Here is an 11,259-nt window from a genome sequence, read left to right as displayed (position 1 = left end):
ACCTATGCGTTTGCTGAAAAACCTGATCTGCGCCGCCGCTCTTTTGGCGCCAATCTCTGCATCGGCTCAAGGTTTGTTTTCTCCTGCGATCAGCGTCAATGACAGCGCGATCACACGCTATGAAATTGACCAGCGCGTGAAACTCCTCGTTCTCTTCCGCACGGCAGGTAACCTCGAAGATCTCGCCCGCGAACAGTTGATCGATGAACGTCTGCGCATGTCATATATGCAGCGCGAAGGTCTGAACCTTTCGGACGACGGCCTGAAAAACGCGATGACCGAATTCGCAACCCGCGGCGGTCGTACTTATGAGGAATTCCTCGACAACATCACTGCAGCAGGCGTCGCAGAACAAACCGTGCGCGATTTTGTTGCTGTGAACACTCTGTGGCGCGAACTGATCCGGTCAAAGTTTAACCGCCAGGTTTCGGTCACCGAGGCAGAGATTGACGCGGCTCTGGCGAGCACCAGTACGAACCCTGCGTCTCTCCAAGTTCTGATCTCTGAAATCATTATCCCCGCTCCGCCTGAAAAGGCGGAAGAGGTCGCAAAACTCGCCGAAGACATCAGCCAGATGACCTCAGTCACGGAATTTTCCGCAGCGGCCCGCCAATATTCGGCGACCCAGTCCCGCGATGACGGCGGTCGCCTTCCGTGGCAGAGCTTGACCGAACTGCCCGCGGGTTTGCACGGGCTTTTGACCAACCTTGAACCGGGGCAAGTGACCCCTCCGCTGCAACTCGAAAACGCTGTGGCGCTGTTGCAGTTGCGCGACCTGCGTGAGGTGCCGAACGCAACGGTCGCTACATCGCAGTTTGACTATGAGGTATTCACCATCCCCGGTGGCCTGACCGAGACCGCCAAGGCCGAAGCGGCCCGCATCGATGCAGAGACAGACAGCTGCGATGACCTCTATGGCATTGCCCGCGACCTCCCCGAGGATCGTCTGACCCGCACGACCGCAACGCCATCCGAAATCGATACCGATATCGCCTTGGAACTTGCAAAGCTCGACGCTGGCGAAAGCTCCGCCATCCTGACCCGCAACGATGGCCAGACCCTACTTTACGTGATGATGTGCAATCGCATTCCTCAGGTGGCCGAAACCGTTGATCGCGACCAAGTCGAAAGCCGCCTGCGCAGTGAAAAACTCGCTGGCTACGCGGATGCTCTCTTGGCACAGTTGCGCGATACAGCCGTGATCAGCAACCAATGACCATCGCGATCAGCTGTGGCGAACCCGCAGGCGTCGGTCCCGAGGTCGCCGCCAAGGCTTGGGCAGAGCTTCGCAATGACATGCCGATGCTCTGGGTTGGTGATCCGAACCACCTGCCCGCTGGAACCCCGCATCAGGTAATCTCTGACGCAAGCGAAGCCGCATCTATCAGCCAAACCGCCCTGCCCGTTCTGGCTCGCGATTTCGGCCCCGCGCTTACCCCTGGCATTGCCAATCCCACCCATGCCGCTGGTGTGATTTCTGCCATTGAAACGGCCGTTGATCTGGTCACCTCTGGCCAATGTTCTGCCATGACCACCGCTCCCATCCACAAAAAGGCGCTCGCGGACGGTGCAGGCTTTGCCTACCCGGGCCATACCGAATTCCTTGCCGCTCTGGGCAAGGTCGATCAGGTTGTGATGATGCTCGCCTGTGACCAGTTGCGCGTGGTGCCGACAACGATTCATATCGCGCTCGCTGACGTGCCCAAAGCCTTCACCGCTCGCCTTCTGACCGATACCGTCCTCATCACCCACGCGGCCCTGCGGCGCGACTTCGGCATTGATCGCCCGCGCCTCGTCGTCGCTGGCCTGAACCCCCATGCGGGCGAAGGCGGCAAGATGGGAACCGAAGAGCTTGATTGGATGAACGACACCATTGCGGCGCTCCGTGCAGAAGGGATCGACCTGCGCGGCCCGATGCCCCCTGACACCATGTTCCACGCCCGCGCCCGCGCCACCTATGACGCGGCGATCTGCGCCTATCATGATCAGGCCCTCATCCCGATCAAGACCATCGATTTAGACAATGGCGTGAACGTGACCTTGGGCCTGCCTTTTATCCGCACCTCGCCCGATCACGGCACCGCCTTTGATATCGCGGGCAAAGGGATCGCCAACCCGTCGTCGATGATCGCGGCCCTGCGGATGGCAGACAAAATGGCGAAATCGCGCTGCTGATCTGCCTTTGTGCCTGAAAATATCCCGGGGGGCCGCAACGCGGCGGGGGCAGAGCCCCCTCGCCCCTTTCCCCTCTTGACCAAAACTCTGCGCTCTGGCTCTGTAGCCATAATTTGATCAAAAGGGACGACCCATGGCACTTGAGGATGCAAAGAAACAAATCGACCTCGCTTTTACGCGCGAGGATCGTCGCGGTTTGGCCTTTGAAAACGCTTTTGGTGGTGCGCTGTCGTTCCTGCGCCGTCAATATTCCAAGGACCTCACGGGTGTCGATATCGCCGTGACAGGGGTTCCGTTTGATCAAGCAGTGACGCACCGCACCGGCACGCGCTTTGGCCCTCGTGCGATCCGCGAAGCCTCCACCCTGCAGCCCTATGACCCGCCAATCGGCTGGGGTTTTGACCCGCTGGGGGAGTTTTCGATCATCGACTATGGCGATTTGGCCTTTGACTACGCCCATACGCCGAGCTTCCCCGCGCTCCTGACCGACCACATTCGCACGATCCTCAACGCAAATGCAGCAAGCGTGACCTTGGGCGGCGATCATTCGATCACCCTCCCAATCCTGAAGGCCTATGCCAAAAAATACGGCCCGATGTCGGTGATCCAGTTCGACGCCCACTCTGACCTTTGGGCGGATGATGATTTCGACCGCATTGATCATGGCACCTTCATGTATAAGGCGGTTAAGCTCGGCTACGTGGACCCGAGCCGCTCTGTCCAAATCGGCATTCGGACGGTCTGTGATGACTATCTGGGGATGCACTACATCGACGCGCGGTCCGTACACGAGATGGGCCTGCCGTGGGTCGTTGAGCGGACCAAATCCATCGTTGGCGACAACCCGACCTATGTGACCTTTGACATCGACGCGCTGGACCCTGCCTTTGCACCGGGGACGGGCACGCCTGTTTGGGGCGGTCTTGCGTCGTGGCAAACTGCGGCACTCCTGCGGGATTTGGCGGGGATCAACATGGTTGGCGGCGATGTGGTTGAGGTCTCTCCACCCTTTGATCACGGCAATATCACCGCCATTGCGGGTGCCCATGTCGCAATGGAGCTTTGCTGCCTAAACCTCTGGAACAAAAGAAAATGAAGCTGCTGGTCGGTGTTATTATCGCCCTCGTTTTGGGCTTTGCGGCTTATGTGCGCCTCGCGCCATTGGATGCACAACGTTGGCATCGAATGGCGGCCCCGCAACTACCTGCGGGCCGCTACCCAGAGGCGGGCGGGCTGACGGTCGCCACGGTCCTCAGCGACCCATCCCGCATCGACGCGCTCTTTGCCGCGATCACTGACACGCCCCGCACAGTTCAAATCGCAGGCTCTCGCGATGAGGCGATGGTCACCTTTGTGACCCGCACCGCGCTCTGGGGATTTCCCGATTATACCACAGTGCGCGTGATCAAACGGTCTACAGAGACGCCGGAATGGCACCTCCAAATCCACGGGCGGTTGCGGTTTGGGCGTTCTGATCTGGGCGTGAATGCGAAACGGATTGACGGCTGGCTCATGGTAGCAGGCATCAACCAGCCTTGACGCCGCGCGGCCTGTCGGCCATTGCAAAGCACATGATACCCAGTGACAAACTCGACCAGATTATCTCTCGCTTTCAGTTCCTAGAGGCCAAACTGAACGGCGGCGTTGAGCCGTCTCAGATCGCGGCCCTGTCCAAAGAATATTCAGAGCTTGAGCCGGTAGTGAAAACCGTTTTGGGCTACCGCCAAATCGTTGCCGATATCGCCGAGGCAGAGCTGATGCTCAAAGACCCCGATATGCGCGAACTGGCCGAGGATGAGCTCCCCACCCTGCGCGAACAGCTAGAGACGGCGGAACAGGACGTGCGCCTTGCCCTGCTGCCCAAGGATGCGGCGGATGCCCGTCCTGCGATCCTCGAAATCCGTCCAGGCACGGGTGGCGATGAGGCATCGCTTTTTGCGGGTGATCTGTTGCGGATGTATCAGCGCTATTGCGAAGACAAAGGCTGGAAGCTGGAAATCCTTGAACACCAAGAGACCGAATTGGGCGGCATCAAAGAGGTGATCGCGCGGATCGCCGGCGATGGCGTCTTTGCCCGCATGAAATACGAATCCGGCGTGCACCGCGTACAACGCGTGCCCGAGACAGAGAGCGGCGGACGTATCCACACCTCTGCCGCAACCGTCGCCGTTCTTCCCGAAGCCGAAGACGTGGACATCCAGATCAACGCCAATGACATTCGCATTGATACGATGCGGTCGTCGGGTGCAGGTGGTCAGCACGTGAACACCACCGACTCTGCCGTTCGGATCACCCACATCCCTTCTGGCATCGTTGTTACCAGTTCCGAGAAATCACAGCACCGCAACCGCGAGATCGCGATGCAGGTTCTGAAAACTCGCCTCTTTGATATGGAGCGTCAAAAGCTTCACGATGAACGCTCTGCCAGCCGCAAATCGCAGGTGGGGTCTGGGGATCGTTCGGAACGTATTCGCACCTATAACTTCCCACAGGGACGAATGACGGATCACCGCATCAACCTGACGCTCTATTCGCTCGATAAAATCATGCAGGGCGATCTGGATGAAACGATTGATGCACTGATCGCCGATGCCCAAGCCACCCTCCTCGCGGAGATGGAAGGATGAACCAACCCACGGGATCGGTTCTTTTGGCCAAGGGCGTGCGACAATTGACCGATGCTGGTGTGCCTGATGCGCCCCGCGATGCGCGGCGCCTGCTGGCTCATGCGGTTGGGATTGAGGCTGGTCGACTGACGTTGATCCTGCCCGAACCTGTCACCCAAGAGGCAGAAGCACGCTTTGCTGCTCTCTTGCAACGGCGGGCCGGTCGGGAACCTGTATCGCATTTGTTGGGCTATCGTGAATTTTACGGGCGTCGGTTCAAGGTCACGCGGAACGTTCTCGACCCGCGGCCTGAAACCGAAATCCTGATAGAAGTCGCGCTCCAAGATGCCTTTGCCAGCGTCATCGACCTTGGCACGGGATCGGGCTGTATCCTCCTGACGCTTCTCGCTGAAATGCCCGAAGCGCGGGGCGTAGGCACCGATCTGTCAGAGGACGCCTGCCGCGTGGCAGAGGATAACATGCACGCGCTCGACCTTGGTGAACGGGCCGCTATCCTGCGCACCTCTTGGGCGGATGGCATCGAAGGTCAGGTCGATCTGGTTGTGTCGAACCCGCCCTATATCGGGCTGGACGAAATGGACGGTCTATCGCCCGAAGTCCACGATCACGAACCACATATGGCGCTGACGGACGGCGGTGATGGGCTATCCGCCTACCGCGAGATCAGCCAACAGGCGGCGGGTCTATTGCGCGTTGGCGGTCGCCTAATCGTCGAAATCGGCCCCACTCAAGCCGGCGCCGTCGCGCAAATGTTTGCGGACAACGGGTTTGAAAAGGTTCGGGTGATTCAGGACCTTGATGGACGGGATCGGGTCGTTTCGGGCGAATATCGCGGTTAATCCACCCGTTCTGTGCAGAAAAGCACGCCTTTCGTCGGATTCATTGCATTTTAGACTTGTAACGTATCCAGTTTGAAGGGTAGTCACAGGACATCAGAAGACAGAAGGCTTCGGCCTCTCTCTGATATTCGCCTGAACATCTTTGGCATTTTGTCCCGTAGATGGGAAAGCCAAACGCAACGCATTTTCCGCTGCCCGAAAGCACGTTCATGAGATCTTCGAAATCACGGTCCCGCGGTAAGAACCGCAACAACAACCGTCCGTCTGGCGGTAACATCATTAACCGAGTGTTTGATAGCTCGGGTCCTGATGGAAAAGTGCGCGGGACACCGCAACAAATCATCGAGAAATACAACCAGCTGCACCGCGATGCGCAGTTGTCCGGCGACCGCGTCGCGGCAGAGAACTTTGCCCAGCACGCCGAACACTACCTTCGGATTTTGGCTGAAGCTCAGCGTGAGGTCGATAAGGCCCGCGAAGAGCAAGAAGAACAAAACCGTCAGCGTCAGGCAGAACGTGACCGCGAACGCGCGGATCGCCTGAAGGCTCAGGAAGAGCAAGCAGCTGGCGCAGGCGAACAACCTGACGTGTCTGAGGATCGTCCTGAACGTCCGCAGCGCGAAGACCGCCCGCACCGCGAGGCTCGCCGTCCGCGCCGCGAGGATGTGATCGAAACTCAGTCCGAGGACGAAGACGACAACGGTCTGGTTGAGACACCTGAAAGCAAAGCGCCAGAGGCGGAAGAGCCGAAAAAAGCGCCTCGCAAACCGCGTGCGCCGCGCAAACCCAAGGCAAAAGCTGACACGCCAAGCGATGACAGCCCCGCCGCGGCAGAGTAAACTGAAACCCGACCCGAAACGGTCGGGTTTTTTATTTGGTTTATTATGAAAATTGAACAGACTTCGGACGGTTTGAACCGCTGCTGGTGGTGCACTGCGACAGAGCAATACATCGCCTATCACGATGACGATTGGGGCGTTCCGACCGCCGACGACCGCACCCTCTTTGAAAAGATCACACTCGAATCGTTTCAGTCAGGACTGAGCTGGCGAACGATTTTGGAAAAACGCGATGGGTTCCGCCGTGGCTTTGCCAATTTCGACATTGCCACTATCGCGCAATTTGACGAGGCGGATATTGAGCGTTTGTTGAATGACACAGGCATCGTGCGCCATCGCGGTAAGATCACAGCTACAATCAACAACGCCAATCGTGCGCTAGAGGCGATTGCCACCCACGGATCGCTCGCCACGTTCCTATGGTCGTTTGCCGATCCCAACGACCTCGGCTCTGGCACGGTGCAGCGCGGCACCTCACCCGCCGCAGAGGCGATGTCGAAAGCGATGAAAAAGCTCGGCTGGAAATTCGTAGGCCCCACCACGGCCTATGCGTTTATGCAGGCCACGGGCATGGTGAACGACCATGTTGAGGGCTGCCACCATCGTGCGATCTCAGCCGCGGCAATCGCGGGATTTACGCGTCCTTAATCGACCGAGCCAGCGCGCAGAACTGTTCCAGACTGACCTGCTCTGCGCGCTCTGTCGGCTGAATTCCTGCGGCGATTAGGTGATCTTCGATATTCGGGGCAACGCCCTTGAGCGAGGCCCGCAGCATTTTGCGACGCTGATTGAACCCAGCGGCGACGACACGCGATAGGGTCGCGGCATCCGCAGGGAAACGCGGTTCGGGCAATGCGGTCAGATGAACCACAGCCGACGACACTTTGGGCGGCGGCGTGAAGGCTTGCGGCGGCAGGTCGAGCACGATTTTCGCATCTGCTCGCCACTGGGCGAGGATGGCCAAACGGCCATAAGCCTTGCTGCCGGGCTGGGCGACGATGCGTTCGGCGACTTCCTTTTGGAACATCAGCGTCAACGATTGCCAGAACGGCGGCCATTCTTTCGGCGTCAACCACCGCACCAAGAGTTCTGTCCCAACGTTATAAGGCAGGTTCGCTGCGATTTTGATCGGCGGGGTGAGGTATTGCAGCGGATCAATTTCCAGCGCATCGCCGTTGATCACCTGCAAACGCCCGTCATAAGCGTCCGAGATTTCTTGCAAGGCAGGCAGGCAACGTTCGTCTTTTTCGATGGCGAGCACGCGGCGCGCGCCTTCGGCCAGCAGACCGCGGGTCAACCCCCCCGGCCCTGGCCCGATTTCGAGAACATCCGCCCCACTCAGATCACCTGCCTGACGCGCGATTTTCGCAGTCAGATTCAGGTCGAGCAAAAAGTTCTGCCCCAGCGATTTCTTTGCCGAAAGCTGGTGCGTCGCGATCACCTCGCGCAGTGGGGGGAGTTCATCAATACGGGCCATAGGGGGTCCATGCGCGAAGTCGGGTCAACCGTCAAGCCTAGCGATCAATCGCGCGGCTGAGCGCGTTCCACAAGACGGGCCAAATAGCTGGCGCCAATCGGTGCGGAACGGTCGTCAAAGTCATAGGCGGGATGGTGAACACTTGCCGTATCACCGTTGCCGAGGAATAGATAGGCCCCCGGACGGTTTTCAAGGAAGAACGCGAAATCCTCTGCGCCCATTTCCTTGCCACCGTTGCCGTCCACCTTATCCGCACCCACAATTTCAGAGGCGGTCGCGATGGCGAATTGGGTCGCCTCTGGATCGTTGATGGTGGGCGGGTAGTCGTCCATGTAGATCAGCTTTGCCTCAACGCCGTAAGCCATCGCCTGCCCTTGCACGATCTCTTGGAGGCGTTGTTTGACCATCGCCTGAACATCGCGCGAGAACGTCCGAACGGTACCGTTGATATAGGCCTGATCTGGAATGATGTTGTCCGCTGTGCCCGTGTGGATTTGCGACACCGACACAACGAGGTCGTCAAAGGGCGAACGGCTGCGGCTTACGATGGTTTGGATCGCTTGGGTAATGCCACAGGCCGCAACGATCGGATCGCGGGCCTCTTGGTGATAAGCGACGTGACCGCCCTTCCCTGTGATTTCCACGTCAAAGGCATCGACCGCGGCCATAATCGGACCTGAGGTCGTGTAGAATTCGCCCAGCGGCAGACCAGGCAGCGTATGGATCGCGTAGATCTGGCTGATGTCAAAACGGTCGAGAACGCCCTCTTTGACCATCACACCCGCGCCTCCGCCTGCTTCTTCGGCGGGTTGAAACACCAGCGCCACGCGGCCTTTGAAATTACGTGTCTCGGCCAAATACCGTGCCGCACCCAAGAGCATCGTCGTATGCCCATCGTGCCCGCAAGCATGCATCCGCCCATCGATGGTCGAGGCATAGTCAGCGCCCGAATGTTCCCGCATCGGCAGCGCGTCCATGTCCGCCCGCAAACCAATGGTCGGCCCCTCGCCCTGCCCGTTGATGATCGCGATCACGCCAGAGGTCGCAATGCCTGTATGCACCTCATCCACACCGAATTCCCGCAGCCGTTCAACGACAAAGGCCGCCGTATTATGGCAATCGAACCCGATCTCTGGATGCATATGCAGGTGCCGACGCCACGCGGTCATATCGGTTTCGAATTCGGCAATGCGGTTTAGGACGGGCATGGGTGGACTCTCGCGCTTGGGTGGATACCTTGGCCACAGAACCCTAATTCAAGGACGCCTGCAATGGACCTCTCCGCTTCTGACGCCATCGTGCATTCCCCCGACGGAACAATGGAGCGGCTGTTAGAGATCATGCGCCGTCTGCGGCACCCAGAAAAAGGCTGCCCCTGGGACATCGAACAGGATTTCGCGACCATCGCGCCCTACACCATCGAAGAAGCCTATGAAGTGGCTGATGCGATTGAACGTGGCGCATGGGACGAATTGCGCAGCGAATTGGGCGACCTTCTGTTTCAATCCGTGTTCCACGCGCAAATGGCCGAAGAAGCAGGACACTTCAAATTCGAAGATGTCGCCAAAGCGATCAGTGACAAGATGGTCTCGCGCCATCCCCATGTCTTTGGCGCCGAAGGCAATGATTTCAGCGCCGATACCCAAGTTGACCGATGGGAAGAGGTTAAAGCCGCAGAGCGCGCTGCCAAATCCGAAACCCGCGTTTTGGATGGCGTTGCCGTAGGTCTGCCCGCACTGTTGCGTGCAGTAAAGTTGCAAAAACGCGCTGCGCGGGTCGGTTTTGATTGGCCCTCTACCGATCAGGTGATCGACAAAATCATCGAAGAATCGCGCGAATTGGTCGAGGCCCGCGACACCCTGACACAAGACGAAGTCGAAGAGGAAATGGGTGATCTGCTGTTCGTAGTAGCAAACCTTGCCCGCCATCTGAACGTCGACCCCGAAGCCGCCCTGCGCCGCACCAATGCGAAATTCATACGCCGTTTCAACGCTGTAGAAGACGCATTGATCGCCAAAGGCAGTAATCCAGAGCAGAGCAATCTCGAAGAAATGGACGCACTATGGGACGCCGCGAAGCTAGCGGAACGCGAGGCAGAAAAAACCCGACTATAAAATGCAGGTATTGACCCGAGCGTTTTAGTCAGGTTTAACGACGGCAATTCAAATGCCGGAGTTTATCATGACTTTTCGTTCCCTCCTCCTCGCTTCTGTCTCAGGCCTAGCCGCCCTGCCCGCCGTTGCGGACGTCAACATCTACACCACGCGCCAACCTGAACTGATCCAGCCTGTGATGGATGCCTTCACCGCTGAAACGGGCATCAATGTAAACCTTGCGTTTGTGGACAGTGGTCTGGTTGAACGGCTAAAGGCCGAAGGCGCTCGTTCGCCAGCCGACCTCGTGATGACCGTCGACATTGCGAACCTTCAGCAAATCGTGGATGCAGATGTGATCCAGCCTGTCGAAAGCGACATTCTCACCGCGTCGGTCCCTGCCGAACTGCGCAGCCCGGATAACCTCTGGTTCTCGCTCACCACCCGCGCCCGTATCGTCTATGCGAGCCAAGAGCGCGTGGCAGATGGCGAAGTGACCACCTACGAAGACCTCGCCGATCCGAAATGGGCAGGCCGTATCTGCACCCGTTCGGGCGTGCACGACTACAACCTCGCCCTTCTGTCGGCTGTCATCGCCCACCACGGCGAAGACTACGCCCGCACTTGGGCCGAAGGTGTCAAAGCAAACCTCGCCCGCAAACCCGAAGGCAACGACCGCGCGCAGGTTCGTGCGATCTGGGCTGGCGAATGCGATATCTCGCTCGGCAACACCTATTACATGGGCCAAATGCTTGCCGATCCGGAACAGACTGAATGGGCGAACTCTGTCCGCATCGTGTTCCCGACATTTGAGGGCGAAGGCACCCACATCAACGTCTCGGGCGTCGCGATGACCAAAGCCGCGCCGAACCACGACGAAGCTCTGCAACTGATGGAATTCCTTGTCTCCCCCGAGGCACAGGCCATCTACGCCGAAGCGAACAACGAATACCCAGTGCTCGAAGGCGCGGCCCTGTCCGATCTGGTGGCGAGCTGGGGCACGTTTGAGCACGACAAAATCGACCTGACCGAGGTTGCAGGCCACCGCGCAACCGCACTGCGGATCATGGAAGAAGTGAACTTCGACGGGTAAAACATGGGGGCTCTGCCCCCACACCCCCGGGATATTTCAGGCACAAAGGCATGGGCGGCGACGCCTATGCTTTTGAGGTCGTGACAGCCTGTCGCATGTCAAAATTATAATGTATA

General features: G+C 58.6%; 12 protein-coding genes. 10 read left to right on the top strand and 2 right to left on the bottom strand.

Features of this window, described 5'->3' with window-relative positions:
• Positions 1 to 4: 4 nt before the first annotated feature.
• From QWY83_RS05005 to QWY83_RS04970, 8 genes are all read left to right on the top strand, one after another.
• Positions 5 to 1,216, top strand: a complete 1,212-nt coding sequence (locus QWY83_RS05005; RefSeq protein WP_249946332.1) for a peptidylprolyl isomerase — start codon at positions 5 to 7, stop codon at positions 1,214 to 1,216.
• Positions 1,213 to 2,175, top strand: a complete 963-nt coding sequence (gene pdxA, locus QWY83_RS05000) for a 4-hydroxythreonine-4-phosphate dehydrogenase PdxA (RefSeq protein ID WP_249946333.1) — start codon at positions 1,213 to 1,215, stop codon at positions 2,173 to 2,175. Before QWY83_RS05005 ends, pdxA begins: the two co-directional genes overlap by 4 nt.
• Before the next feature lie 133 nt (positions 2,176 to 2,308).
• The gene (gene speB, locus QWY83_RS04995; RefSeq protein WP_249946334.1) at positions 2,309 to 3,271 is read left to right on the top strand and encodes an agmatinase; all 963 of its coding nucleotides are present in this window, start codon (positions 2,309 to 2,311) and stop codon (positions 3,269 to 3,271) included.
• The gene (locus QWY83_RS04990) at positions 3,268 to 3,714 is read left to right on the top strand and encodes a DUF1499 domain-containing protein (protein ID WP_249946335.1); all 447 of its coding nucleotides are present in this window, start codon (positions 3,268 to 3,270) and stop codon (positions 3,712 to 3,714) included. The genes speB and QWY83_RS04990 overlap by 4 nt, the downstream gene beginning before the upstream one ends.
• 32 nt (positions 3,715 to 3,746) lie before the next feature.
• A complete protein-coding gene (prfA, locus tag QWY83_RS04985; RefSeq protein WP_105236365.1) occupies positions 3,747 to 4,802 on the top strand; it encodes a peptide chain release factor 1 in 1,056 nt (351 codons plus the stop codon).
• A complete protein-coding gene (gene prmC / locus QWY83_RS04980) occupies positions 4,799 to 5,641 on the top strand; it encodes a peptide chain release factor N(5)-glutamine methyltransferase (protein ID WP_249946336.1) in 843 nt (280 codons plus the stop codon). The genes prfA and prmC overlap by 4 nt, the downstream gene beginning before the upstream one ends.
• Positions 5,642 to 5,850: 209 nt before the next feature.
• Entirely contained in the window at positions 5,851 to 6,480 is a 630-nt protein-coding gene (locus QWY83_RS04975; RefSeq protein WP_249946337.1) for a DUF4167 domain-containing protein, read from the top strand.
• A 45-nt stretch (positions 6,481 to 6,525) separates the two neighbouring features.
• Complete coding sequence (locus QWY83_RS04970; RefSeq protein ID WP_249946338.1) at positions 6,526 to 7,128, top strand: DNA-3-methyladenine glycosylase I; 603 nt, start codon at positions 6,526 to 6,528, stop codon at positions 7,126 to 7,128.
• Here the strand turns inward: QWY83_RS04970 and rsmA are convergent.
• Both rsmA and QWY83_RS04960 read right to left on the bottom strand, forming a co-directional pair.
• Positions 7,115 to 7,957, bottom strand: coding sequence for a 16S rRNA (adenine(1518)-N(6)/adenine(1519)-N(6))-dimethyltransferase RsmA (gene rsmA / locus QWY83_RS04965; protein WP_249946339.1), 843 nt, complete (start codon positions 7,955 to 7,957; stop codon positions 7,115 to 7,117). The two genes, QWY83_RS04970 and rsmA, sit on opposite strands and share 14 nt — an antisense overlap.
• Positions 7,958 to 8,001: 44 nt before the next feature.
• Entirely contained in the window at positions 8,002 to 9,165 is a 1,164-nt protein-coding gene (locus QWY83_RS04960) for a M20 aminoacylase family protein (RefSeq protein WP_249946340.1), read from the bottom strand.
• Between the two features lie 63 nt (positions 9,166 to 9,228).
• On the opposite strand from QWY83_RS04960, the gene mazG reads away from it, so the two are divergent.
• Positions 9,229 to 10,071 carry a nucleoside triphosphate pyrophosphohydrolase gene (gene mazG / locus QWY83_RS04955; protein ID WP_249946341.1) on the top strand — a complete coding sequence of 281 codons (843 nt, stop codon included), beginning with the start codon at positions 9,229 to 9,231 and terminating at the stop codon, positions 10,069 to 10,071.
• Between the two features lie 67 nt (positions 10,072 to 10,138).
• Positions 10,139 to 11,143: a Fe(3+) ABC transporter substrate-binding protein gene (locus QWY83_RS04950; protein WP_249946342.1), complete on the top strand. Its 1,005-nt coding sequence runs from the start codon at positions 10,139 to 10,141 to the stop codon at positions 11,141 to 11,143.
• Positions 11,144 to 11,259: the final 116 nt, after the last annotated feature.

Origin of the sequence: Marivivens donghaensis, from assembly GCF_030410045.1 — a bacterium.
GTDB lineage: Bacteria > Pseudomonadota > Alphaproteobacteria > Rhodobacterales > Rhodobacteraceae > Marivivens > Marivivens donghaensis.
This window is presented reverse-complemented; position numbering and strand designations above follow the sequence as displayed.

Coding starts and splice junctions, on each gene's coding strand:
- pdxA (WP_249946333.1), top strand. CDS start 1,213: ATGACCATCGCGATCAGCTGTGGCGAACCCGCAGGCGTCGGTCCCGAG.
- QWY83_RS04970 (WP_249946338.1), top strand. CDS start 6,526: ATGAAAATTGAACAGACTTCGGACGGTTTGAACCGCTGCTGGTGGTGC.
- QWY83_RS04950 (WP_249946342.1), top strand. CDS start 10,139: ATGACTTTTCGTTCCCTCCTCCTCGCTTCTGTCTCAGGCCTAGCCGCC.
- prmC (WP_249946336.1), top strand. CDS start 4,799: ATGAACCAACCCACGGGATCGGTTCTTTTGGCCAAGGGCGTGCGACAA.
- rsmA (WP_249946339.1), bottom strand. CDS start 7,957: ATGGCCCGTATTGATGAACTCCCCCCACTGCGCGAGGTGATCGCGACG.
- QWY83_RS04960 (WP_249946340.1), bottom strand. CDS start 9,165: ATGCCCGTCCTAAACCGCATTGCCGAATTCGAAACCGATATGACCGCG.
- speB (WP_249946334.1), top strand. CDS start 2,309: ATGGCACTTGAGGATGCAAAGAAACAAATCGACCTCGCTTTTACGCGC.
- QWY83_RS04975 (WP_249946337.1), top strand. CDS start 5,851: ATGAGATCTTCGAAATCACGGTCCCGCGGTAAGAACCGCAACAACAAC.
- mazG (WP_249946341.1), top strand. CDS start 9,229: ATGGACCTCTCCGCTTCTGACGCCATCGTGCATTCCCCCGACGGAACA.
- QWY83_RS04990 (WP_249946335.1), top strand. CDS start 3,268: ATGAAGCTGCTGGTCGGTGTTATTATCGCCCTCGTTTTGGGCTTTGCG.
- prfA (WP_105236365.1), top strand. CDS start 3,747: ATGATACCCAGTGACAAACTCGACCAGATTATCTCTCGCTTTCAGTTC.
- QWY83_RS05005 (WP_249946332.1), top strand. CDS start 5: ATGCGTTTGCTGAAAAACCTGATCTGCGCCGCCGCTCTTTTGGCGCCA.